The organism is Sphingomonas sp. SORGH_AS_0870, from assembly GCF_031453175.1.
Lineage (GTDB): Bacteria > Pseudomonadota > Alphaproteobacteria > Sphingomonadales > Sphingomonadaceae > Sphingomonas.
Window position 1 is genome coordinate 1,884,178 of sequence record NZ_JAVIYW010000002.1, and the last position, 23,378, is coordinate 1,907,555.

Below are 23,378 nucleotides of genomic sequence, written 5' to 3' on the forward strand. Positions count from 1 at the left end.
TTGACCCGCACGTTACCGCTATCAGACCAATTGGCAAGTCCGGTCAGACCGGCTGCCTGACAGGAGAGGGCCGTCATGAGCCGCAGGCATCGAATGATTCGCCATGCCGTTTTGCGCAGCCATCCTTCTGTCGCGCTTCTGGTCGCCTGAAGGACGCCGCCATGCCCAAGATCGTTTCCGCCCGCCTGATCGTGACCTCTCCGGGACGCAACTTCGTCACGCTGAAGATCGAGTGCGACGACGGCACCACCGGCCTGGGCGACGCCACGCTCAACGGCCGCGAACTCAGCGTCGCCAGCTATCTGCAGGATCACGTCATCCCCTGCCTGATCGGGCGCGACGCGCACCGGATCGAGGATATCTGGCAATATCTCTACAAGGGCGCCTATTGGCGGCGCGGCCCGGTGACGATGACCGCAATCGCGGCGGTCGACATGGCGCTGTGGGACATCAAGGGCAAGATCGCCGGACTGCCCGTCTATCAGCTGCTGGGCGGCGCGGCGCGCGACGCCTGCCTCGTCTATTGCCACGCCAACGGGACCAGCATCGCGGACACGGTCGCCACAGCGATCCGCCACCGCGACGAAGGCTATCGCGCGATCCGCCTGCAATGCGGGGTGCCGGGGCTGGCCTCCACCTATGGCGTCGCCAAGGCGGGGCAGCGTTACGAGCCCGCCGATGCCGACCTGCCCAGCGAGAGCGTCTGGTCGACCGAGAAATATCTGCGCATCGTCCCCGAACTGTTCGCCGCCGCGCGCGAGGCTTTGGGCTGGGACGTGCAACTGCTCCACGACGTCCACCACCGGCTGACCCCGATCGAGGCGGCGCGGCTGGGCAAGGATCTGGAGCCCTATCGCCCCTTCTGGATCGAGGATGCGACCCCGGCCGAGAACCAGGATGCGTTCCGCCTGATCCGCGAGCATACGACGACGCCGATCGCGGTGGGCGAGATCTTCAACTCGATCTGGGACGCCAAGCATCTGATCGAGAACCAGCTGATCGACTATGTCCGCGCCACCGTCGTCCATGCCGGGGGGTTGACCCATTTGCGACGGATCGCCGCGCTCGCCGATCTGTATCAGGTCCGCACCGGCTGCCACGGCGCGACCGACCTGTCGCCCGTCACCATGGCGGCGGCGCTGCACTTCGGACTGTCGGTCCCCAATTTCGGCATCCAGGAGCATATGCCGCACACGGACGAGACCGACGCGGTCTTCCCGCATCATTACCGGTTCGAGGACGGGATGATGCATCCGGGCGAGGCGCCGGGGCTGGGCGTCGAGATCGACGAGGCACTGGCGGAAACCTATCCCTATAAACGCGCCTATCTGCCGGTGAACCGGCTGGAGGACGGCACCCTGTGGAGCTGGTGAGATGAGCGACATGGCCAACGCCGCCGCGACCGCCCCCGAAACCGCCGCGCACGCCGTGCCGCCGCCGCGCGGGCGGGTCCGCTGGGTGATTTGCGGCCTGCTCTTCGCCGCCGTGGTGCTCAGCTATATCGACCGGCTGGTGCTGGGCGTGCTCAAGCCGCAGCTGACCGCGCTCTATGGCTGGACCAATAGCGGTTACGGCGACATCACCGGCTATTTCCAGGTCGCCTATGGTATCGGCTTCCTGTTGTTCGGCTGGCTGATCGACCGGATCGGGCCGCGCGCCGGGTATCTGCTGGCGATGGGCAGCTGGACCATCGGGCATTTCGCGCAGACGCTCGTCACCTCGACCACCGGCTTCGTGATCGCCCGCATCCCGCTCGCCTTCGGGGAGGCGGGGACCTATCCCTCGGCGCTGGCTGCCGCGTCGCAATGGTTCCCCAAGAAGGAACGGGCGCTGGCCATCGGCATCTTCAACGCCGGGGCCAATGTCGGGGCGGTGGTGACACCACTGCTGATCGGCTTCATCGTCGCCGATCTGGTGCTCGACTGGCGCTGGGCCTTCATCATCACGGGGCTGTTCAACCTCGTCTGGCTGGCGGCCTGGTGGCGGCTCTATCACCCGCCCCATGCCCATCCGCGCATCACGCCCGAGGAGCGCGCCTGGATCGAGACCGAGCCCGCCGAGACGAGCGGTCGCGCCGGATTCCTCACCGTCCTGCGCCATCGTGAGGCCTGGTCCTATATGACCGGGCGCTTTCTGATCGATCCGGTGTGGTGGACCTTCCTGTTCTGGCTGCCCGATTTCTTCCACAGCCGTTACGGCTATGATCTCAAGAGCTTCGGGCCGCCTCTTGTCGCCATCTATATCATGGCGGATGTCGGTGCGATCGTCGGCGGCTGGTATTCGTCACGGCTGCTGAAGGCCGGGGTGGCGACCGGGCGCGCGCGCAAGCGGGCGATGTTCTTCTGCGCGCTGTTCGCGCTGCCGGTGATGTTCGCGGCGCAGGCGAGCAGCATCTGGATCGCGGTGGCGATGATCGGCCTGGCCTGCGCGGCGCATCAGGGCTTCTCGACCAATCTCTTCGCGCTGCCCGGCGACCAGTTCCCCCGTTATGCGCAAGGTACGTTGATCGGGCTGGGCGGTTTTGCCGGGGCGACCGGCGGCTTTATCGCGTCGAAGGCGCTGGGCATTTTGCTCGACAGGGTGGGCAGCTACCAGCCCTTCTTCATCGCCTGCGGCCTGGCCTATCTGGTCGCGCTGCTGGTCTTCCACCTGCTCAACCCGCGCTATCGGGACGTCCGGATCGGGAGGACACGCGACTGACGCGGGACGGGGCGTGACCGCCCTGGCCATGGGCCGGTTTTATGCTGCACTGCATCCAAATTGGGCGGCGCTCGTTGCATCCCCAAGCGGACCATGGGTCGTCGCAGACCCATGGGGACGCCTTTCGGGAGCCCGCCATGATCGACACCGTATCGCCTTCGACCTCTTCTGCTCGTCCTCGGCTGGGGCTGGCCCTGCAGGGCGGCGGGGCGCATGGCGCCTATGGATGGGGCGTGATCGAGCGTCTGTTGGAGGAGGACATCGACATCGTCGCGGTCAGCGGGGCGAGCGCCGGGGCGTTGAACGGCACCGCGCTGGTCGCGGGACTGGCCATCGGCGGCCGGGACGGCGCGCTGGCGGGGCTGGAGCGGCTGTGGAAGGCGGTGTCGCACGGATCGCCGCTACGCGCCTTCGATCACCAATGGGGCGGGCCGCTGTTCGAGCCGTGGTTCCGGCGCTCGCTCGAAATGTCGAAGATGATGAGCCGCTATCTGGCGCATCTCTCTCCACAACTGCGCGAGATGCGGGCGCTGCGCCAGGTGGTGTCGTCTAGCATCGATCTGAGCGCCCTGACGCGCGACGGGGCGCTGCCGCTCTATATCGCTGCGACTGCGGTGTCGAACGGTGCGGCGCGCCTGTTCCGCGACGACGAGATCACGGTCGATGCGATCATGGCGTCCGCCTGCCTGCCGGATCTGTTCGCGGCGGTGACGATCGATGGCGAGGACTATTGGGACGGCGGCTTTTCCGCCAACCCCGCGCTGGAGCCGCTGATCTTCGACCATCATGGCGCGACCGACCTGCTGATCGTGCAGATCACCCCCTTCGGGGTGGACGAGGCGCCGACCTCGCTGGGCGGGATCATCGGGCGGATGAGCGATATCGGCTTCAACGCCTGCCTGTTGCGCGACCTGAAGGCGCTGACCGAAGTACAGGCCATCGCCCGCAGCGCAGGCTCGTCCGATCCGGCGATGCAGGCGCTGGCCGCGACCAATCTGCACATGATGGCCGCCCCGACCGCGCTGGCCGAACGCGGCTCGGCGAGCAAGCTCGACACCCGCTGGTCCAAGATCCAGGAACTGCGCGATCTGGGGCGGGCGACGGCGGCGGCGTGGCTGGACGAGAATGCCGGTCAGTTCCGCCGGTCCTCGACCCTGACCGATGACGATCTGCCCGAGGCGGTGGCGGCCTGATCCCCCCATCGCTGCGCGGGACGCGGGCCGATCAATGCCAGCTGGTCGCCCGCCGGATCGCCGCGTCGACGGGCACGTCATGCAGCCGCCGATAGCGCGCCTCGACAAGGCTGAAGAGCCCGAACGCCAGCAACCCTGCGCCGACGATCAGGTCGAACGGGTTGGTCAGCCATGACAGGACCCGCGCCATGCCGCCGGCCTCGCCCGCCTGTTCCTCGATCCCGGCCCGTGCGAGCAGATAGCCGCTGATCAGGAACACCAGCCCGCGCGCCGCATATCCCGCGCGACCGCTCCACTGCACCCAGCGTTGCCGCGCGACCGAGGCGTCCAGATAGCGCAGGAAAGACCCCTTCGTCGCCTTGACCAGCTGGACCGCGCCCAGCGCCGCCAGCACCACCGCCCCGACCAGCACGAGCGCCCATCCGCCGGGCAGCTGAAGCGCCGTTCGCGCCCCTTCGCGCGTGCCGTCCCCAGACAGGGCCGCGCCCCGCATCACCGCAACGGCCTGCCACGCCAGGAAAAGGTGCACTGCACCGCTGACCCCCGCGCCGACCCGTTCCATCACGCCCTTACGATCGGTGCCGTGACGCTCGATGTCGAGCGCGGCGTCGGCCAGGCGCCAGATGCCATAGGCTACCAGACCGACGGCGATGATCCCCAGCAGGATCTGGCCGCCGCCCCGCCCGAGATACTCGATGGCGCCGCTGGGGTCCTCGGCCCTGCCGGTGCGAAGGATGAGAAAGGCGATGACGAGATAGAGCAGGCCGCGCGTTGCAAAGCCGATCCGGGTGAGGGCGGTCAGGCGCGAATTGGCGTTCATGCGATCTCCTTTGCCCACGAAAACAAGGGCAAGGCGATCTCGTTCCCGGATCGGAACGACGTATTCGGGTCAGGGCGGCTCCAGTACCCAACCCATCCGGACGACATGGTGATCGAACGCACCGGTCCGCGCCCCGCGACGAAGGTCGGGTCGGCCCGATCCGGTGTGGCGCCCCGGCCACACCCCGGTCCCGTTCTGCCGATGTTGCAGCCCTGCAATCCGCGCGATACACCGGGACGGCATCCGGGCGTCATGCAGACCGTCGCCCGTCCTGAACCGATCGAGACCATGGACCTCGAAACCCGCCTTCTCATCGTCGACGACGACCCCGGCATCCGCGAGCTGACGGCGGCGTTCCTCGCCGACCATGGCTATGTCGTCGATGTCGCCGAGGATGCGGCGGCGATGCGGGCGGCGCTCGTGCGCCATGCCTATGCGCTGGTCGTTCTCGACGTGATGATGCCGGGGGAGGACGGGCTGTCGGTGCTTCGCAGCCTCGACCGCACGACCGCGCCGCCGGTCATCATCCTGTCGGTGATCGGCGAGGAGGTCGACCGGATCGTCGGACTGGAAATGGGCGCCGACGATTATATCGCCAAGCCCGCCAATCCGCGCGAACTGCTCGCCCGCATCCGCTCGGTCCTGCGTCGCAACCAGGGCCGGCCGGCTGCGATCACCTCGGTCCAGACGGCATCGCCGGAGCGTGCATATCTGCGCTTCGCGGGCTGGCGGCTCGATCCGCTGGGACGGCAGCTGTTCGATCCCGACGATGTCCTCATCAACCTGTCCGATGGCGAGTTCCGCCTGCTGATCGTGCTGGTCGAGCATCCGCGCCGCGTCCTTACCCGCGACTTCCTGCTCGACCAGTCGCGCGGGGCCAATGCCGAGCATTTCGACCGCGCGATCGACGTCCAGATCAGCCGGTTGCGCCGCAAGTTGCAACGGTCCGACGGGCGCGGCGGCGACGATCTGGTCCGCACGGTGCGCAACGAAGGCTATCTGTTCACGGCCGATGTCGAGCGTCGCTGACCGGCGACGCGACCGGCGCGGGGCCTCGATCGCGGCGCCGATCTTCCTGCTGGTCATCGTCTCCGTCCTGGTGGCGACGGCGATCTCGTTCGTGGTCACCTTTTCCGGGCCGCCGCCCTTCGACTTTCCCAGCAGCCTGCGCTCGATCGCGATGACGCTGGAAGGCAAGGGGCCGCCGCCCTTCGACCGGGGCGGTCCGCCGCTCGGCGTGGCGCAAGCGGCCGATGGCCAGGATCCCGGACCGGGGCCGCCGCAGCGTCGAAGGGAACGGGCCGCGCCCATGGCCCGTAGCGGGGAAGTCGCCGATCCCACCGCCCGCCGCCGCCTCGCCGCCGAGTTGGGCGTGTCGCCCGCCGCTGTTCTGGCCTTTACCGAAACGGCGGGCAAGACGGAGCGCGATGCCTTTGTCGGCAGCTTCACCTTCGCCTGGCATGAGGGAGCGGGCTGGTGGGTCGTGCGCAGCCATGTGCCGCCCTATCTGACGCGCTGGCACGTCCGCACCCTGCTGGCGATGTTGGTCGCGATCCTGCTGCTGTCCCTGCCGGCCTGGTGCATCGCCCGCGCGCTGACCCGGCCCCTGCGCCGCCTCGCCAGCGCCGCCGATCAGGCGGGCACCGGCGCTGCGTTGCCCGCGCTGCCGGGGGGCAGTCGTGAGGTGCGCGATCTGGCGCGTGCGGTGACGACGATGCATGCCCGTCTGGCGCATCATGCCGAGGCGCGCACCGCGATGCTGGCGGGGATCGCGCATGACCTGGGCACGCCGCTGTCGCGGCTCGCCTTTCGCGTCGAACAGCTGCCCGAGGATGCCCGCGCCCGCGCCGCCGCCGATATCGGCGAGATGCGCGCGATGATTGCCGCCACGCTGGCCTTCACCCGGGACGAGGCGGTCCAGACCGACGCGCGCCGCCTCGACCTGGCCAGCCTGCTCGACAGTCTGGTCCAAGACATGGCCGATGCCGGTCAGCCCGTGACGCTGATGCCCGGCCCGCGTGCGGTCGTGCGCGGCGATACGGCGGCGTTGCGGCGGCTGTTTTCCAATCTGATCGAGAATGCCGTGCGCTATGGCGAGCGGGCGACGATCGGGTGGGAGATTGCGGGCGGGAATGTCGGCATATGGGTGGCCGACGACGGGCCCGGCATCGATCCGGCCCAGGCGGAACGTCTGTTCCAGCCATTCGTGCGCGGCGACCCCTCACGCAACCGCGCCACCGGCGGCACCGGGCTGGGTCTCGCCATCGTCCGGTCGATCGCGACGCGGCACGGCGGCGCGGCGACGCTGGAAAACGGCGATCGCGGCGCGATGGCGCGTGTGGTGCTGCCGCTGGCGAGCTGACACACGCTGCAACATCATGGCGGCATCCCGACATAGCCGGGCAATCCGCCACGCCGACATGCTCCTTCTGTCCGAAGGAGTATGAGTGCATGTCCGACCGCCATCCCGACCACGCCCACAGCCTGGCCGACGATCTGAAGGTCATGGAGACGCTGATGGCGCGCCGTCGCGCGCTGAAGTGGTTTGCCGGTGCGGGCACCGCCGCGCTGGTCGCGGGTTGCGGCGGCAGCGACGCGGTGTTGGGTAGCGTCGCGGTGGTAAGCGGCTCCACCGCCACGCCGACACCAACGCCGAGCGCGACCGCAACCCCTACGCCGACCACCAGCGGCAAGAGCACCGCGTGCATCGCCGACCCGGCCGAAACCGCCGGTCCCTATCCCGGCGACGGCACCAACACCGCCTCCGGGGGGACGTCCAACATCCTCACCGTGAGCGGCGTCGTGCGCAGCGACATCCGCCCCAGCTTCCTCTCGACCGCCACGGTCGCGACCGGCGTGTTGCTGAAGATCACGCTGACCCTGGTCGACGTCAACGCCACCTGCGCACCTCTCGCGGGTTATGCGGTCTATCTGTGGCATTGCGACCGGCAGGGGCTCTATTCGCTCTATACCACCCCGGCGGAAAGCTATCTGCGCGGGGTCCAGGTGACCGATGCCAATGGCCAGGTCAGCTTCACCACCATCTTTCCCGGCTGCTATGACGGGCGCTGGCCGCATATGCATTTCGAGGTCTTCTCCAGCCTCTCCAACGCGCTGGGCGGTCGTTATGCGGTCCTGACCTCGCAGCTGGCGATGCCGAGCGCCGCCTGCTCGGCCGTCTATGCCGATGCCACGACCTATCCGTCGAGCGCCGCGAAGTTCGCGCGTATTTCGCTGTCGAGCGACGGCATCTTTGGCGACAACAGCGCGGCGCAGGTCGCCCAGCAGACGCCGGTGTTCAGCGGCAACGTGACGGCGGGTTACGACGCGACCGCGCTGATCGGTATCGCCCGCTGAATTCCCGCGTGCAAAAGCATTTGGCCGATGCTTTTGCACGCCATGCCGCAGCGGCTCCGGCGGGTCGAAGCCGGTGGCCGTGACAGGCATTGAGCCGAGAGGCGCGATGCCGGTAGTGATCGAGTATCATGATCTATCCATCCCGAATAATCGATTGGACAGATTGCTTGTTGGCGCGGCACTATCATGTGGTGAAGTGACATCGGTAGGAAGAGGACACCGAGATGGCCGATTACGAAAAGCCCAAGAGCGGCGGTTGCCCGATGGGTGGCAAGGGCGGCGGCGAGGTCAAGGCCCGGTCGCTGCTGGGACGGACCAACAAGGACTGGTGGCCCGACGCGCTGCCGATCGACATGCTGCACCAGCACGGCATCTCGCCCGACCCGATGGGCGAGGGCTTCGACTATGCCGAGGCGTTCAACGCGCTCGACTATGCGGCGGTCAAGGCCGACCTGCTCGCGCTGATGACCGACAGCAAGCCGTGGTGGCCCGCCGATTACGGTCATTACGGCCCCTTCATGATCCGTATGGCTTGGCACGCCGCCGGCACCTATCGCGTGACCGATGGGCGCGGTGGTTCGTCCTCGGGGCAGCAGCGTTTCGAGCCGCTGAACTCGTGGCCGGACAATGGCAATCTCGACAAGGCGCGGCGCCTGTTGTGGCCGATCAAGCAGAAATACGGCAAGCATATCAGCTGGGCCGATCTGTTCATCCTGGCGGGCAATGTCGCGATCGAGAGCATGGGCGGGCCGACCTTCGGCTTCGCGGGCGGCCGCAAGGACGTCTATGCGTCGGAGGGCGATACCTTCTGGGGCGCCGAGGAGCTGTGGGTCGATGAAGGCGCGCAGACCCGCATCACCGAGGAGACGCCCGAGCTCGAAGGACCGCTCGCCGCGATTCAGATGGGCCTCATCTACGTCAATCCCGAAGGGCCCGGCGGCAATCCCGACCCGCTGACCTCCGCGCGCGACATGAAGGCGACGTTCCGGCGGATGGCGATGAACTCCGAGGAGACGGTGGCGCTGACGGCGGGTGGCCATGCGTTCGGCAAGGCGCATGGCGCCAAGCCCGCCCCACACTTCAAGAACCCGGCGGCGGAAGCGGTGCACCAGCAGGGGCTGGGCTGGCTGACCGACAGCGAGGAGATCGGCCAGGGGCATATCACCACCTCCGGCATCGAGGGTGCATGGTCGAACAATCCGACCAAGTGGACCGGCGACTATCTGCGCCTGCTGTTCAAATATGACTATGAACTGACGCAGAGCCCGGCGGGCGCCAAGCAGTGGACTCCGGTCAATCCCGACCCCGAGGACATGGCCCCCGACGCGCGCGATCCCAACAAGCGCGTGCCGACCATGATGACCACCGCCGACATGGCGCTGAAGATGGACCCCGAGTTCCGCGAGATCGCGCTGCGCTTCCGCGAGGATCAGGCGGCGCTGGACGATGCCTTCGCCCGCGCCTGGTTCAAGCTGACCCATCGCGACATGGGCCCCAAGATCCGCTATCTCGGCCCCGAAGTGCCCGAAGAGACGCTGATCTGGCAGGACCCCGTGCCGGAAGGCACCGTGCCGTCAGATGCGGCCGTGGCGGCGTTCAAGGAAGCGGTGCTTTCTAGCGGCTTGACGGTCGGACAGCTGGTCAAGACTGCCTGGGCCTCGGCCTCGACCTATCGCCGGTCGGACCATCGCGGCGGCGCGAACGGCGCGCGCATCGCGCTGGCCCCTCAGAAGGACTGGGCGGTCAACGAACCCGAACAGCTCCAGCAGGTCCTGGCCAAGCTGAACGAGCTGCGCGGCGACATGTCGCTGGCCGATGCGATCGTGCTGGCCGGTTCGGCAGCGGTCGAGAAGGCGGCGCGCGATGCCGGGTTCGACGTGGCGGTCCCGTTCCTGGGCGGTCGCGGCGACGCGACGCAGGAATGGACCGATGTCGAGAGCTTCATCTGGATGGAGCCGCAGGCCGATGGTTTCCGCAACTATCTGAAGACCCGCAACCCGGTGAAGACCGAGGAGCTGCTGCTCGACCGGGCCTCGCTGCTCGGGCTGTCCGCGCCGGAAATGACGGTGCTGGTCGGCGGCCTGCGCGTGCTGGGCGCGAACTTCGGCGATGCGCCGGAGGGCGTGCTGACCGACCGTCCGGGGCAGCTGACCAACGACTTCTTCGTCAACCTGCTCGACAATGATACCTTCTGGGATCTGGTCGATGCGTCGAGCGACGAGAAGTTCATCGGTTACGACCGTGGCGGCCGCCAGGAAAAATGGCGCGCGACCCGGACCGACCTGATCTTCGGCTCCAACTCGCAGCTGCGCGCGACCGCCGAGGTCTATGCCGAGAACGGGCACGAGGAGAAGTTCGTGCGCGATTTCGTGCGGGCATGGGTGAAGGTGATGAACGCCGATCGCTTCGACGTGACCGCCAAGCCGGTGTCGGCCAACCAGGCCAGCTAAGCGCCCTCAGGGTGAGAAGGGGGGGCGCGGTGCCCGGACTCAGGTCCGGGTCGCCGCGCCCCTTTTTCATGTCGTCCGGATCGCATGGCCGTGCCGCACTGGCGGCGCTCCGGACCGTTCAGCCTTGCAGCCAGTCCCGCAACAGCTGGGTGACCTCGCCGGGGCGCTCCAGCGGGGCCAGATGCCCGCAATTGCGGATCTCGTGGAGCGGCGCGCCCGGAATCCGGTCGGCCAGCTCGCGCGCCTCGGCGGGCAAGCATATGCGGTCATACTCGCCCACCGCCACCAGCGTCGGCACCCGCACCGCCGCGATGGCCGCGCTGATATCCGGCCGGGCGAGCATGGCCCGCTGCTGGCGCTCGAAGACGGCCGCGCCGACGCGCTCGGCCATCGCCTGGACGGGGCCGCTGACGATCGGGGTCAGCGTCGGGTCGGCATGGGGTGCGGTGGCGAGCAGGCCCTGCTCGGCGACGGTGCGCGGGCGCATCCGCATCGATGCGCGGGTGCCGAACAGCGCCACCCGCTGCACCCGCTCGGGCGCCTGGCGGATGACCTCCAGCGCGACATAGCCGCCCAGGCTGACCCCGGCGACCGCGAAGCGGGGCGGGGCATGGGCCAGCACCCGCGCGGCCATCGCCTCCAGCGTGTCGTCGACGGTCAGGTCGCCGAGCATCGGATGGGTGACGTCGCTCAGGTCGATCACCTGCTTGGCCCAGAGTTGGCCGTCGCAACCCATGGCGGGCAGCAGGATGAGGGGCGGCGCGTAGCGGATCATGGCAAAATCTCCCGATGGGGGCGTGGGGGTGGGATGGGTCAGGCGAACAGGGTCAGCAGCCCGCGCGCCGGGTCGGTCAGCCCTTCCCAGATCATCTTGCCCGCGACCCACAGGATGACGAGCAGCCCGACATAGGCGAGCCAGCGATAGCGCTCGATCACGCGGGCGAGGATATTGGCGGCCAGCCCCATCAAGGCGACCGACAGGATCAGGCCGATGGCGAGGATGCCGGGATGGTCGCGCGCCGCGCCCGCCACCGCCAGAACATTGTCGAGGCTCATCGATATGTCGGCGACCGCGACCGCCCAGGCGGCGGCCCAGAAGCGGCGCGGGGCACGGTGCGCCAGCGCATCGTCGTCGCCGTCGCCGCCGCGCAGTTCGCGCCACATCTTCCACGCGACCCAGACCAGCAGCAGCCCGCCCGCCAGCACCAGCCCGACGATCTGGAGCAGCTGGGTCACGACCAGCGCGAAACCGATGCGCAGGACCAGCGCGGCGACCACGCCGACCAGGATCACCTTGCGCCGCATCGCCGGGGGCAGCCCCGCCGCCAGCGCGCCGACGACGATGGCGTTGTCGGCGGCGAGCAGGACGTCGATCAGGACGACCTGGGCAAAGGCCGCCAGGGCTGCGGGCGTGCCGATCGCGGCGAAGTCGGCGACGATATGCTGCCAGAGCGTCTCCATCGGATCAGCCCATCAGCGGGAAGGCGAGCACCGCCATCCCGACCAGCGTCATGACCACGCAGACCATCGCGGCGGGGACCAGGGTGAAACGCTGGTGATCGGCCAGGTCGACGCCCGCCAGGCTGACCAGCAGATAGGTCGACGGCACTAGCGGGCTGAGCAGATGGACCGGCTGGCCCATCAGCGAGGCGCGGGCGATCGCCATCGGCGACACGCCATAATGCGTCCCCGCCTCGGCCAGGATCGGCAGCATGCCGAAATAGAAGGCGTCGTTGGAGATGAAGAAGGTGAAGGGCAGGCTGAGCGCGGCGGTGATCGGCGCCATATACGGCCCCAGCACCGGGGGAATCCAGCCGACGACCTCCTTGCTCATCGCCTCGACCATGCCGGTGCCCGACAGGATGCCGGTGAAGATGCCCGCCGCGAAGATCAGCGAGACGACCGACAGGACATTGCCCGCATGGGCAGCGATCCGCTCCTTCTGCTCGGCAACCTGCGGATAGTTGACGATCATGGCGACCGCGAAGGCCAGCATCATCAGCACGGAGAGCGGCAGGATGCCCGAGACCAGCCCCGCGATCAGCGCGATGGTCAGCGCGGCGTTGAACCCGCGCAGGTGCGGGCGGCGCGCCTCGGGAAATTGCGACACGGCCATGCCGGTGAAGGCGGTCGGCTCATTGGCCTTCACATGGCCGATGCGGCGACGCTCCTTGCGGCCGAACCAGATTGCCAGCCCGATCAGGAAGGCGAGCCCGGCGATCATGCCGGGGATCAGCGGCAGGAACAGCGTGGCGGGATCGAGCTTCAGCGCGCTGGCGGCGCGGGCGGTCGGACCGCCCCAGGGGGTCAGGTTCATGATCCCGCTGGTGCTCATCAGCAGGCAGCACAGATATAGCCGGTTCATGTCGTACCGTTTGTAGAGCGGCAGCAGCGCGGCGATGGTGATGATGTAGGTGGTCGATCCGTCGCCATCCAGGCTGACGATCGCGCACAGCACCACCGTGCCGATCAATATGGCCAGCGGATCGCCGTGCACCACGCGCAGCAGCCGGTTGACCAGCGGATCGAACAGCCCGGTATCGGTCATGATCGAAAAGAACAGGATCGCGAAGAGCAGCATGACGCCGGTCGGCGCGAGATTCTTGATGCCGTCGATCATCATGTCGCCCAGGCCGGAGGCGAAACCGGCGATCAGCGCGAAGGCGGTCGGCACGACGATCAGCGCGACCAGCGGGGTCATCCGCTTCGTCATGATGAGCGTCATGAAGGTGGCGACCATCAGGAAGCCAAGCAGGGCAAGATCCATCGAAGGATGCTCCGTGAGGGGAGGAGGGTGTCTTAGAAGGTGACGGCGATGCGCGTGCCGATCGTCTCGCCGCTGTCGGGGCCGGTGAAGGCGCCTGCGCGATTGTCGGTATCCCAATGGACCCAGTTGAACTGGAGCCGGGTGAAGCTGTTGAGATACCAGTTGGCGCCGACCGTCGCGGCCCAGCCGCGCCCGCCGGTCAGCAGGCTGGTATAGTCCAGATTTTCATAGCGCGCGGTCAGCTCGATCGCGCCGGGTCCGCCCTCGAAGATCGGTTTCAGCACGCGCGGCTGGCCGAAGCTGCCCAGGCGCGGGTTATAGGGGGGCAGGTCGCCGGTGACGAACCAGCCGCCCGACAGGCTCCACGCCTTGCTGAGAAAGTCGGGGCGGTCGCCGGTCAGGCGCGCGCGCCGCTCGCCCGCCTCGGCCATGATCCAGACCGGGCCGACATAGCCGCCCAGCTCCGCGCCATAGCCGGTGGTGCTGCGCCCGCCGAGCAGGGCGCCGGTCGACACCCGCAACGCGCCGTTGAAGCGGCCGCCGATCACCGTGTTGCGGGTCAGGGTGGTCGCCGCCGAGGACAGCGCCTCGTCAAAGCCCCACAGCCCGACATGGAGGACCGAACGCTCGCCCTTGATCGGGTTCCAGTGCGCGCGGGCCAGCACGGTGCGGCTGTCATTGGCGGCCTGGCTGCCGTCGATCCGGTCGCCGGTCAGCGTCAGCGAGGCGTGGCCGGTCTTCCAGAACAGGCGCGGCATGATGCCGACGCCGTAGAAGCCGCGCTGCGGGATGATCGCGGTGGCGACGACGGTGCGTTCCATGAAGGGCGTCGAGTCCGATCCGGTCGAGCCCTCGAACCCGCGATCGTTGAACAGATGCCCGGCGCGCAGGTCGTAATCCAGGCCCGGCCGGATACGGTTGCGCCAGCCGATGAAGGCGGTGACGATGTCGACGTCATTTTCGGAAAAGTCGGTTTCGAACTGGTAGAAGAAATGGGTGCCGACCCCGCCTTCCAGGCCCAAGCGCAGCGCGCGCATGCCGGTCGTGGTGATGTTGCGCCCGTCATAGCGCGAACCGAAGCTGGAGCTGACATCGGCCAGGATGCGCCCGCGCGGCTTGAAGGTGTAGATGCCGTCCGCCGAGTGGAAGACGGGCAGCCCCGCCCCCCATTCGGTCGTCACGCCCGCCGCATTGGCCTGCCGCGCCTGTGCCACGTCGCGCTCGGCGGGGCCGGGGGGAACGAGCTGCGGCGCGAAGGGGCGGGTGACGGTGTCGCGGCCGGTCGTGTCGTTCTGCGCCAGTTGCGGTGCGGGCGTCGCCGCCGCTGCCGCCGGGGTGGAGGGGGCGGGCGCGGTGCCGGCGATCGGGGCGGAGGTCTGCGCCCCCTCCAGCCGGTCGAGCCGGGCGCGCAGCGTCGCGATCTCGGCGGCCTGCTGGCGGACCAGCGCGGCGAGGTCGTCGTTGCTCGGCGTCTGGGCCAGCGCGGGGGTGGCGGCCAGCAGCGCGACCAGCGCGGTCGCGGTTCGGTACGGGATCATCGGGTTCGGGCCCCTTCGGCTAGAGTGGCGCGCCAGTCGGCCAGGAAGCGGCGGCGCTTGATCGTATCGAGATTGACGAGAAGCTGCGGCCCGACGCGGATCGGGCGTTGCTGTTCGGACGACAGGCGGGGCGCGCGGACATCGCCGCGCACCGGCAACAGCCATTGCCGCGCGAGGAGCGTCTGCCCGGTGCGCGACAGCAGGAAGTCGAGGAACAGCCGCGCCGCCGCCGGATGCCGCGCATCGCGGGTGATGAAGGCGACGCGCGAGGCGATGATCGTATAGTCGCGCGGAAACACCACCCGGATGCGCGGGTCGCGCAGCGCGCGCGTCAGCGCATAGGGGCCGACGACATTATAGGCGATGGCGATCCGCCCCGCCGCCACCGCGTCCAGCATCGGCTCGGTGGTGCGCGACAGCATCGGCCGGGTCGCGGCGATCGCCTGGACCAGCGAACGGGTGTCGCGGGTGATCGCATGATCCTCGGTCAGATAGAGATAGCCGACATTGGACCGGGCGGGGTCATAGGTGGCGACCTTGCCCGTCAGCGCGGCGCGACGGCCGCGCAGCAATTGCTCGAACGCCTCATGGGTGCGCGGCACCTGTGCTGCCGGGATCAGGCGACGGTTGACCACGAAGGCGACCGGCTCGGCGGTGACGCCGTAGCCCATGTTCTTCCAGACGGCCGTGGCGGGCAAAGCGGGCTTTTCGGGGCTGAGATAGGCTTGCGCATAGCCGTCGTTGATCAGCTTGGCCTGGAGATCCATTGCTGAGGACCAGACCAGATCGGCCCCCGCTGCGCCTTGCCGCGCCTCGGCGACGACGCGGTCGTAGATGGTGCTCGATTCCAGATCGTCATAGCGGACCGCGACGCCGGGATAGGTGCGGCGAAAGGCGGCGATCAGTGGCTGCATCGCAGCGGTGTCGGCATTGCCATAGACGCGCAGGCCGCCCTCGGCGCGCGCATCGGCAACCAGCGCGTCATAGGAGCGGGGATAGCCGACCGGGCGATGCGGCGCGCTGGCTTGCGCGAACGCCGGGGCGCCCAGCAGCAGCATCGATAGAATCAGGATTCGCATCGTTCAGGTCCTCTCGCTTCCCGCCTCTGAGTTCGGGTAAGCTCATGGACATGAACTATGCCGGCAAGCTGTCATCCACCTTTCACCGGGCGGCGCGATGCGGATTCTGATCGTCGAGGACGATGCGGCGCTGGCGCGCGGGATCGTCGCGCTGCTGCGGGCCTCGGGCCATGCGGTCGATCATGTCGCCAGCGGCGAGGATGCGCTGATGGTGATCGCGGACGAGGCCTATGCGCTGGTCGTGCTCGATGTCGGGTTGCCGGGGATGGACGGTTTCTCGGTGCTGGAGACGTTGCGGCGGCGGGGCGCGCGCGTGCCGGTGCTGATGCTGACCGCGCGCGACGCGCTGGACGACCGGGTGCGCGGGCTGGACCTGGGCGCGGACGATTATCTGCGGAAGCCCTTCGCCCCCGCCGAGCTGGAGGCGCGGATCCGCGCGCTGGGGCGGCGGCGCGGCGGCGATCCGACCCCGGCGCTGGTCGTCGGCGCGCTGGTGCTGGACCGCTCGCGCGGCGAGGCGCGGGTCGGCGAGCGGGCGCTGGACCTGCGCCGCCGCGAATGGGCGGTGCTCGACTCGCTCGCCACCCGCGCCGGGCAGATCGTGCCGCGCGAGACGTTGCAGTCCGAGGTGTTCGGCTATGACGAGCCGGTCGGCCCCAATGCGATCGAGGTGAACATCACCCGCCTGCGCGGCAAGCTGGCCCCCGACGGCCCGGCGATCCGCACGGTGCGCGGGGTCGGCTATATGCTCGATGCCGATTGAGCGCGCGCGCGGCGGTGCGCTGGCGCTGCGCACCCGACTGCTCGCGGCGATGCTGGCGCCGATGCTGGCGATTGCGGTGCTGCTGGGGCTGGCGGGGGCGACGCTGATCGCCGATGTCGTCCGCCGCACCAACGACCGCGTGCTTGGCGGGGCGCTGGGCGCGGTGGCGGAGACGGTGCAGGTGGAGCGGGGCGAGGTGACGCTCGACCTGCCCGCTGCGGCATTCGGGATGCTGGAGAATAGCGAGCGCGACAATGTCTATTACCGGATCGCGGTGGGTGGGCGCCTGCTGACCGGCTATGGCGACCTGCCCGCGCCGCATGTCGCGGAACTGGCGCTCGACACGCCGCGCTTCCGCTTCGCCCGCTATCGCGGCCAGGATATCCGCGTCGCCGAGGTGCGCCGCGCGCTGCCCCGCATCGACGCGCCGGTGGTGGTGCAGGTGGCCGAGACCCTTGACGGTCGCCGGGCGCTGCAACGACGGCTGGTGATCGCGCTGGTGCTGGGGGAGATCCTGCTGGTGGGCGTCGCCATGCTGCTGATCCGTCCGGCGCTGGCCTGGAGCCTGCGCCCGCTGGCGGGCCTGCGGGGGGCGGTGTCGGCCCGCGACCGGCGCGCGACGCCGGACCTTTCGCCGCTGGATACCGGCCCCTTGCCGGTCGAGCTTCGCTCGCTGGCCGATGCGTTCAACCATCTGCTCGCCCGGCTGGACAGCGCGACGGCGGGAATGCGGCGCTTTACCGCCGATGCCTCGCACCAGATGCGCACGCCGCTGGCGGTGCTGAAGGTGCAGGTCGCGCTGGCCAGGCGGGGCAGCCCGACCGCCATGGGCGAGATCGCCGATGCGGCCGACCGACTGGAGCATCTGGTGACGCAGCTGCTGGCGCTGGCCCGTGCCGAGGAGGCGGGCGTCGCACCTCCCCGCGAGCGGGTCGACCTGCGCGAAGTCGCGGTCGTCGTCATCAACCGCCGGATCGCGCAGGCGATCGAGGCGGGGGTCGAAATCCATCTCGACGCTCCGGCCGATCTGGTGATCGCCAGCCATCGCACGCTGGTTTTCGAGATCCTGTCCAACCTGCTCGACAATGCGATCCGCTATAATCGTCGCGGCGGCCAGGTGATGATGACCATCTCGGGCGAGCAAGGGACGGGGGCCAGGATCGTGGTGGCGGATGACGGACCCGGCCTGCCGGATGACGACCTGGCCCGTCTGGGCGAACGCTTCACCCGCCTTTCGACCGCACGCGACAGCCAAGGCAGCGGCCTCGGCCTCGCGATCGTCCGCTCTGCGGCATCGCGCCTCGATGCGTCGCTGGAGATCGTCAGCACCCGACCCGGCCTGCGCGTCACGCTGGGTTTCGGCGCGGCCGGAATGATCGGCGGCGACGGGGATCAGAAGCTGTAGGCCAGCCCCAGCGCCCCCAGCCATTGCTGGCGCGACCCCGCCTGTGCGACGATCGGGCTGTCGCCGATGCTACCCGTCATGCCGCCAAAGGTGCCGAGCGCGACGAGGTGCACGCCGTGCAGCAGATCGCCGTGCAACGTGCGAACCCCGACAAGGCCCATCGTCCAGTTCTTGATCCCGCCCTTGGCATCGTAGACGGGCAGGCCGCTGCGCAGGCTTTGGGCGGGCGAGACGCTGTAATAGGTTCGCGCATAGCGATCCTCGGCCATGTCGACCGACGCCGTGAAGGCCACTGCCATATGAAGCGATAGCGGCGTGAAATAGGTCAGGCCGGGCTGCCACAGCCCCGCATCATGTGCCCCGGCCACATCGTGTCGATAGGACAGGGTGAGGGAAAGCGTGTCATAGGGGCTGGTCATGACGCCCGTTTTCTGGACCCCGACATAGCCGCCCAGTTCGATGGCGGTGCCCAGGGCGCCGAGCGCGCGGACGCGGGGATCGTGGATGCCGCTAAGCGTGCTGCGGTTGAAATTGACCTGGGCGACGGGCCCGCCCTGAAACCGCCAGCCCGGCCCCGGCCGGTCGTGGAGCAGGTCGACGCTCAACTGGTTGCCCGCAAGGACGAAGGAATGTCCCTCGACCGAGCCGATCGCGGCCGGGGCGACGACCGGGCTATAGTGATCCGAGCCCTCATAGTCGGGAATGACGGCCAGACCGGCGCCCACCGCGACCCGGTCCCGGTCGAAGGGGGAGGGCTCGGGATGGGATTGGGCGGAGACCGGCGCTGCGATCAGCCCGGCCGCCGCGACCATGATACGGAATGTCGACATGCGATCGTCCTTTCGATCAGCCGCCCAGGGCGACCTGCAACTGGATGCGCGCCAGCGCGCCGGCGGTGGTGTGATGGAGAAGGGCGCGCTCGGCGGCGATCTGCGCGGCCTGCGCGTCGATGAGCGGCCCGGCGGCGATGTCGCCGCGCCGATACCGCGCCTCGACCGCCATGACGGTCTGCCGCCGGGCATCGCTATCCGCCGCCGCCAGGCCCCGTCGCCGGTCGAGCGCGCGGACCAAGGCCAGCGCATCGTCCACCTCGCGCCAGGCGTTGCGCACCGTCCGCTGATAGGCGAGCGCGGCGCTGCGTTCCTCGGATCGGCGCAGCGACAATTGGCGTTGCAGCCGCCCGCCCGCGAAGATCGGGATCGACAGGACCGGCCCCGCCCCGGTGGTGCGCGCATCCCATCCGAAATCGGCGAGGTTCAGGACATCGATCCCGAACAGCCCGGACAGGTTCAGGCTGGGATAGAAGTCGGCCTGTGCGGCGCCGATCGCGGCGGTCGCGGCGTGGAGCGCGGCTTCCGCCTCCAGAATGTCCGGGCGACGACGAACGAGATCGCTGGGCAGCCCCGGCGCGGGCTCGGCCAATACAGGCGCGGCCGGTCGGCCCGCTCCGTCCGGCGGCGGCGTGTCGGGATTGTCGCCGACCAGGATCGCCAGGGCGCGCGCGGTGCGGGCGATGTCGGTGTCGAGCGCGAGCAGGGCGTCCTGTCGTGTCCGCTGCTCGCTTTCCACCGCGCGGGCATCGATGCCGCTGGCCAGCCCCCGTTCCCGGAGTGCGGCGGCGATGGCCAGCCTGCGCTCGCCCAGCGCGCGGTCGCGCTCGGCCAGGCCGCGCTCTGCGATCAACCCGCGCCATTGCCAATAGGTTTGCGCCACCGCCGCCTCGACCGACAGGCGGGCGGCGCGGGCGGCGGCGTCGGCCTGCGCGATCCCGGCGGTCGCGACCTCCACCTCGCGGCGATGCTTGCCCCACAGGTCGATGGCCCATGTGGCGCTGATATCGGCCTGGTAGAGATCGAAGGCATAGCCCTTCGGAATGGCGCCCTCCGTCTCGCTGGGCGGCTGACCCAGCAGCGGCGCCAGCACGCCGGCCAGGCCCGCCGTGCCGATGCGGTTGCGACTATAGCCGAGCTGCCCGCCGATCTGCGGCAGGCTTTCGCCCCGTTTGGCGTCGCGCGCGATCCGCGCCGCCACCAGCCGTTCCTCCGCCATGCGGAGGTCAAAATTGGCGGTCAGCGCGCGCGCCTCCAACCCGTCCAGCGCCGGATCGCCGAAACGGCGCCACCAGGGCTCGGACGGCGCGGTCGGCGTTGCGGCCGCCCCCTGCCACCGCGCGGGCAGATCGGCGACGGGCGGATGGAAATCCGGGCCGACCGTACAGCCGCCCAGCAACAGGCCGAGCAACCCCGCGCCGACGATGCGACGGTCAATCATGGGCGGTCTCCCTGGACGCGTCCTCGCGCCCGAACAGCAACAGGTAGAAGGCGGGCAGCGCGACCAGCGTCAGGATGGTCGCGCCGATCAGGCCGCCGATCATCACGATCGCCATTGGACCCCAGAAGATGTTGAAGCACAGCGGGATGAAGGCCAGCACGGCGGCCAGCGCGGTCAGCACCACCGGGCGTGCCCGGCCGGTCGTCGCGTTCACCACGGCGTCGCGCACCGCCATCCCGTCGGCTCGGTATGATTGCACCTGACCGACCAGGATGATGGTGTTGCGCATGATCATCCCCGCCAGCGCGATCAGCCCCAGCAGCGCGACGAAGCCGAACGGCGCGCCGGTCAGCAGCAGCGCCGCCACCGCCCCGATGATGCCCAGCGGCGCGGTCGCCAGCACCAGCAGCGTTCGCGAGACGCTCTGCAACTGGATCATCAGCAGCACGAGCATGATCCCGACCGTCAGCGGCAGCAGGCGATAGATCGCCCGGTTGGCATCGGCCGACAATTCGCCGTCGCCGCCTTCCTCAAGCCGATAGCCGGGGGGCAGGGCGGCGCTGATCGCGGCGATCCGGGGGGCGGCGGCCTGAACGATCTCGGACGCCTGGACATCGCCGATCATGTCGGCCTGCACGGTCATGGTCGGCGCGGCATTGCGGGTCCAGACGACCGGCTGTTCGGTGGCGGGGTGCAGCGTCGCCACCTCGCCCAGCGGCACCATGCCATGGGACGTGGCGACGGGCATGTCGATCAGGCCGCCCAGATCGTGCCGATCCTGGGCTTGCCCGCGCACCATGATGCCGATCTGCTTGGTCCCGTTCAGCACCGCGCCCCCCGGCGCGCCCGACAGGATGGCGGCGAGGTCGCCCGCGACCTGCGCGCGGTCCACCCCCAGCGCCGCCGCCCGTTCCGGATCGATCGCGTAGCGTGCGACGGGCGCGGCGATGCCCCAGTTGATCTGAACGGCCGTGGTCGACGGGGTGGCGCGCAGCACGGCGGCGATCCGCTCCGAGATCGCGCGCAGCCGCGCCGGATCGCTCCCCACCACCCGGTACTGGACCGGCGCCCCCAAGGTCGGCCCGAGCGACAGGCGACGCACATGCAGGCTGGCTCCGGCGATGCCCGGCATGCGCTCCAGCTTGCGGATCAGCGCGTCGCGTGCCGCCAGGTCGCTTGTGACCAGCATCACGGTCGCCCTCGCCGGATTGGGCAGCGCCGGACCATAAGGCAGATAGAAGCGCGCCGCACCGCGCCCGACATAGCTGTCGATGCTGCGGATACGGGGATCGCCGCGCAGCACGTCCTCCAGCCGCTTCACGGCGGTTTCGGTCGCCTCGATCGATGCTCCCGGCCGCATCGCGACGTCGATCATCACCTCGGGACGGTCGGAATTGGGGAAGAATTGCTGCCGCACGAGCATCGCCCCGGCCAGGCTGACCGCCAGCAGCGCGACCGTGATGCCGACGATCAGCCAGCACCGATCGAGCGCCCAGTCGATCGCGTCGCGCAGATATCGATAGGGCCCGGAAGGACTGGCGTCATGCCCATGGGCCCGCACCGGCTCCGGCAACAGCTTCACCCCCAGGAACGGCGTGAAGACCACCGCGACGATCCAGCTGACCAGCAGCGCCGACCCCGTCACCCAGAAGATGCCCCCCGCATATTCGCTGGTCGTCGACTGGGCGAGGCCGACCGGCAGGAACCCGACGATGGTGATCAGGGTGCCGGTCAGCATGGGAAAGGCGGTGTGGGTCCAGGCATAGGCCGCGGCCTCGCGCCGGTCGACGCCCTGTTCCATCTGGACGACCATCGCCTCGACGCTGATGATCGCATCGTCGACCAGCAGGCCGAGCGACAGGATCAGCGCACCGAGCGAAATCCGCTCCAGCCCGATCCCGGCGACCCCCATGTACAGGGCGACGATCGCCAGCGTCAGCGGCACCGACAGCGCGACGACGATCCCCGTCCGCCAGCCCAGCGTGACGAAGGCGACGACCAGCACCACGGTCAAGGCGCAGAAGAACTTGACGAGGAAGGTGTTCACCGCCTCGCGGATATTGGCGCTCTGATCCTCCACCTGTGTCAGCCGCGCCCCGGCGGGCAGCGTCCGGCGGACCTCTTCGGCCGCCGTGCGGATGGCGTCGCCGAAGCCCAGGCCGTCCGCGCCCGGCGTCATCGACACGGCGAGGATGACCGCCCGGCGTCCGTCATGGCGCACCAGCGCGTCGGGCGGATCGGCATAGCCGCGTGCCACCCGCGCGATATCCCCCAGTCGGAGCACACCGGCGGCGGTCGGGATCGCGGCGCCCTCCAGATCGCGGACATCGTCCACCTGGCCCTCCAGCCGCACCGGCGTCTGCATCGCGCCCTGGACCCCGCCCGCCGGGCCGACCGCCTGGCGCTGGGCCAGCGCCTGCGCCACGCGACCGGGCGACAGGCCCATGGCTGCAAGCCGCCGGGGATCGACGTCGACGAACAGACGCCGGGGCAGTTCGCCGATGATCTCGGCCTTGCCCGCCCCCGGCACGCGCAGCATCGCGTCGCGCGCCTGCTCGGCTAGGCGAACCAGGCGGGCATTGTCCGCCCCGGTCAGCGCGAAGACATAGCCATAGACATCGGCATTGTCCTCGCTCGCGGCCAGCGACGCGCCGCCGGGCAAGGCGGGCTCGACGTCCTTCAGCTTGCGCCGCACCTGCCGCCAAACTTCCTTCACCTGGCCGGGCGGCGCGGCATCCTTCAGTTCGACGGTGATGAGGCAGGCGCCCTCCAGGCAATAGGTCTGGAGATAATCGAGATGGTCGATCCCGCGCAGCGTCTGTTCGACCGGATCGGCGACCTGCGCCCGCATCTGCGCCGGGCTGGCGCCGTCCCAGCGGGCGGAGACGATCATCTCCTTCAGGGTGAAGCCGGGGTCCTCGTTGCGGCCCAGCGACAGGAACTGGAACGCCCCCGCGACGAAGAGCAACGCGATCAGGAAGCCGACCAGCGCGGGGTGGCGGATGGCCCATCGGGACAGGTTGAAACGGTCCATG

The 23,378-nt window shown here is 69.3% G+C and carries 18 protein-coding genes; 9 read left to right on the forward strand and 9 right to left on the reverse strand.

The window, feature by feature from the left end; genetic code table 11:
* The first annotated feature begins 161 nt into the window (after window positions 1–161).
* From manD to QE363_RS09150, 3 genes are all read left to right on the forward strand, one after another.
* A complete protein-coding gene (manD, locus tag QE363_RS09140; RefSeq protein WP_309694578.1) occupies window positions 162–1,373 on the forward strand; it encodes a D-mannonate dehydratase ManD in 1,212 nt (403 codons plus the stop codon).
* A 10-nt stretch (window positions 1,374–1,383) separates the two neighbouring features.
* Window positions 1,384–2,700: an MFS transporter gene (locus tag QE363_RS09145; protein WP_309698163.1), complete on the forward strand. Its 1,317-nt coding sequence runs from the start codon at window positions 1,384–1,386 to the stop codon at window positions 2,698–2,700.
* Between the two features lie 137 nt (window positions 2,701–2,837).
* Complete coding sequence (locus QE363_RS09150; protein WP_309694580.1) at window positions 2,838–3,893, forward strand: patatin-like phospholipase family protein; 1,056 nt, start codon at window positions 2,838–2,840, stop codon at window positions 3,891–3,893.
* Window positions 3,894–3,924: 31 nt separating this feature from the next.
* On the opposite strand, the gene QE363_RS09155 is transcribed toward QE363_RS09150, so the two are convergent.
* Window positions 3,925–4,713, reverse strand: a complete 789-nt coding sequence (locus QE363_RS09155; RefSeq protein WP_309694582.1) for a DUF1206 domain-containing protein — start codon at window positions 4,711–4,713, stop codon at window positions 3,925–3,927.
* Window positions 4,714–4,965: 252 nt separating this feature from the next.
* Between QE363_RS09155 and QE363_RS09160 the strand changes: the two genes are divergently transcribed.
* From QE363_RS09160 to katG, 4 genes are all read left to right on the forward strand, one after another.
* Window positions 4,966–5,742 (forward strand): response regulator transcription factor, encoded by a 777-nt coding sequence (locus tag QE363_RS09160; protein WP_309694584.1) that lies wholly within the window; start codon window positions 4,966–4,968, stop codon window positions 5,740–5,742.
* Window positions 5,726–7,075: an ATP-binding protein gene (locus tag QE363_RS09165; protein ID WP_309694586.1), complete on the forward strand. Its 1,350-nt coding sequence runs from the start codon at window positions 5,726–5,728 to the stop codon at window positions 7,073–7,075. The genes QE363_RS09160 and QE363_RS09165 overlap by 17 nt, the downstream gene beginning before the upstream one ends.
* Before the next feature lie 89 nt (window positions 7,076–7,164).
* The gene (locus QE363_RS09170) at window positions 7,165–8,070 is read left to right on the forward strand and encodes an intradiol ring-cleavage dioxygenase (protein ID WP_309694588.1); all 906 of its coding nucleotides are present in this window, start codon (window positions 7,165–7,167) and stop codon (window positions 8,068–8,070) included.
* Window positions 8,071–8,294: 224 nt separating this feature from the next.
* Window positions 8,295–10,520 (forward strand): catalase/peroxidase HPI, encoded by a 2,226-nt coding sequence (katG, locus tag QE363_RS09175; RefSeq protein ID WP_307098026.1) that lies wholly within the window; start codon window positions 8,295–8,297, stop codon window positions 10,518–10,520.
* Window positions 10,521–10,638: 118 nt separating this feature from the next.
* On the opposite strand, the gene QE363_RS09180 is transcribed toward katG, so the two are convergent.
* From QE363_RS09180 to QE363_RS09200, 5 genes are read right to left on the reverse strand one after another with little or no spacing between them, the layout of a single operon-like run.
* Window positions 10,639–11,295, reverse strand: a complete 657-nt coding sequence (locus QE363_RS09180) for an alpha/beta fold hydrolase (protein WP_309694591.1) — start codon at window positions 11,293–11,295, stop codon at window positions 10,639–10,641.
* Between the two features lie 38 nt (window positions 11,296–11,333).
* The gene (locus QE363_RS09185) at window positions 11,334–11,981 is read right to left on the reverse strand and encodes a YjbE family putative metal transport protein (protein WP_309694594.1); all 648 of its coding nucleotides are present in this window, start codon (window positions 11,979–11,981) and stop codon (window positions 11,334–11,336) included.
* A 4-nt stretch (window positions 11,982–11,985) separates the two neighbouring features.
* A complete protein-coding gene (locus QE363_RS09190) occupies window positions 11,986–13,287 on the reverse strand; it encodes a CitMHS family transporter (protein WP_309694595.1) in 1,302 nt (433 codons plus the stop codon).
* 32 nt (window positions 13,288–13,319) lie between these two features.
* Window positions 13,320–14,825: a porin gene (locus QE363_RS09195; RefSeq protein ID WP_309694597.1), complete on the reverse strand. Its 1,506-nt coding sequence runs from the start codon at window positions 14,823–14,825 to the stop codon at window positions 13,320–13,322.
* Window positions 14,822–15,904 carry an ABC transporter substrate-binding protein gene (locus QE363_RS09200; protein ID WP_309694599.1) on the reverse strand — a complete coding sequence of 361 codons (1,083 nt, stop codon included), beginning with the start codon at window positions 15,902–15,904 and terminating at the stop codon, window positions 14,822–14,824. The genes QE363_RS09195 and QE363_RS09200 overlap by 4 nt, the downstream gene beginning before the upstream one ends.
* A 97-nt stretch (window positions 15,905–16,001) precedes the next feature.
* On the opposite strand from QE363_RS09200, the gene QE363_RS09205 reads away from it, so the two are divergent.
* Window positions 16,002–16,667, forward strand: a complete 666-nt coding sequence (locus QE363_RS09205) for a response regulator transcription factor (protein ID WP_307098032.1) — start codon at window positions 16,002–16,004, stop codon at window positions 16,665–16,667.
* On the forward strand, window positions 16,657–18,072 hold the full coding sequence (locus tag QE363_RS09210) for a sensor histidine kinase N-terminal domain-containing protein (protein ID WP_309694603.1): 1,416 nt from the start codon (window positions 16,657–16,659) through the stop codon (window positions 18,070–18,072). Before QE363_RS09205 ends, QE363_RS09210 begins: the two co-directional genes overlap by 11 nt.
* Here QE363_RS09210 and QE363_RS09215 read toward each other — a convergent pair.
* Genes QE363_RS09215 through QE363_RS09225 form a run of 3 tightly spaced genes read right to left on the reverse strand, consistent with a single transcriptional unit; the run spans window position 18,060 to window position 23,377 of the window.
* Window positions 18,060–18,902, reverse strand: coding sequence for a MipA/OmpV family protein (locus QE363_RS09215; protein WP_309694605.1), 843 nt, complete (start codon window positions 18,900–18,902; stop codon window positions 18,060–18,062). The two genes, QE363_RS09210 and QE363_RS09215, sit on opposite strands and share 13 nt — an antisense overlap.
* 16 nt (window positions 18,903–18,918) lie before the next feature.
* Entirely contained in the window at window positions 18,919–20,343 is a 1,425-nt protein-coding gene (locus tag QE363_RS09220; RefSeq protein ID WP_309694607.1) for an efflux transporter outer membrane subunit, read from the reverse strand.
* Window positions 20,336–23,377, reverse strand: a complete 3,042-nt coding sequence (locus QE363_RS09225; RefSeq protein WP_309694608.1) for an efflux RND transporter permease subunit — start codon at window positions 23,375–23,377, stop codon at window positions 20,336–20,338. The genes QE363_RS09220 and QE363_RS09225 overlap by 8 nt, the downstream gene beginning before the upstream one ends.
* Window position 23,378: the final 1 nt, after the last annotated feature.

What these genes read in the sequence shown, in the direction of transcription:
- QE363_RS09210 (WP_309694603.1), top strand. Translation starts at nt 16,657, where the DNA reads ATGCCGATTGAGCGCGCGCGCGGCGGTGCGCTGGCGCTGCGCACCCGA.
- QE363_RS09225 (WP_309694608.1), bottom strand. Translation starts at nt 23,377, where the DNA reads ATGGACCGTTTCAACCTGTCCCGATGGGCCATCCGCCACCCCGCGCTG.
- QE363_RS09150 (WP_309694580.1), top strand. Translation starts at nt 2,838, where the DNA reads ATGATCGACACCGTATCGCCTTCGACCTCTTCTGCTCGTCCTCGGCTG.
- QE363_RS09145 (WP_309698163.1), top strand. Translation starts at nt 1,384, where the DNA reads ATGGCCAACGCCGCCGCGACCGCCCCCGAAACCGCCGCGCACGCCGTG.
- QE363_RS09180 (WP_309694591.1), bottom strand. Translation starts at nt 11,295, where the DNA reads ATGATCCGCTACGCGCCGCCCCTCATCCTGCTGCCCGCCATGGGTTGC.
- QE363_RS09205 (WP_307098032.1), top strand. Translation starts at nt 16,002, where the DNA reads ATGCGGATTCTGATCGTCGAGGACGATGCGGCGCTGGCGCGCGGGATC.
- QE363_RS09155 (WP_309694582.1), bottom strand. Translation starts at nt 4,713, where the DNA reads ATGAACGCCAATTCGCGCCTGACCGCCCTCACCCGGATCGGCTTTGCA.
- QE363_RS09160 (WP_309694584.1), top strand. Translation starts at nt 4,966, where the DNA reads ATGCAGACCGTCGCCCGTCCTGAACCGATCGAGACCATGGACCTCGAA.
- QE363_RS09190 (WP_309694595.1), bottom strand. Translation starts at nt 13,287, where the DNA reads ATGGATCTTGCCCTGCTTGGCTTCCTGATGGTCGCCACCTTCATGACG.
- QE363_RS09220 (WP_309694607.1), bottom strand. Translation starts at nt 20,343, where the DNA reads ATGATTGACCGTCGCATCGTCGGCGCGGGGTTGCTCGGCCTGTTGCTG.
- katG (WP_307098026.1), top strand. Translation starts at nt 8,295, where the DNA reads ATGGCCGATTACGAAAAGCCCAAGAGCGGCGGTTGCCCGATGGGTGGC.
- QE363_RS09195 (WP_309694597.1), bottom strand. Translation starts at nt 14,825, where the DNA reads ATGATCCCGTACCGAACCGCGACCGCGCTGGTCGCGCTGCTGGCCGCC.
- manD (WP_309694578.1), top strand. Translation starts at nt 162, where the DNA reads ATGCCCAAGATCGTTTCCGCCCGCCTGATCGTGACCTCTCCGGGACGC.
- QE363_RS09165 (WP_309694586.1), top strand. Translation starts at nt 5,726, where the DNA reads ATGTCGAGCGTCGCTGACCGGCGACGCGACCGGCGCGGGGCCTCGATC.
- QE363_RS09215 (WP_309694605.1), bottom strand. Translation starts at nt 18,902, where the DNA reads ATGTCGACATTCCGTATCATGGTCGCGGCGGCCGGGCTGATCGCAGCG.
- QE363_RS09185 (WP_309694594.1), bottom strand. Translation starts at nt 11,981, where the DNA reads ATGGAGACGCTCTGGCAGCATATCGTCGCCGACTTCGCCGCGATCGGC.
- QE363_RS09200 (WP_309694599.1), bottom strand. Translation starts at nt 15,904, where the DNA reads ATGCGAATCCTGATTCTATCGATGCTGCTGCTGGGCGCCCCGGCGTTC.
- QE363_RS09170 (WP_309694588.1), top strand. Translation starts at nt 7,165, where the DNA reads ATGTCCGACCGCCATCCCGACCACGCCCACAGCCTGGCCGACGATCTG.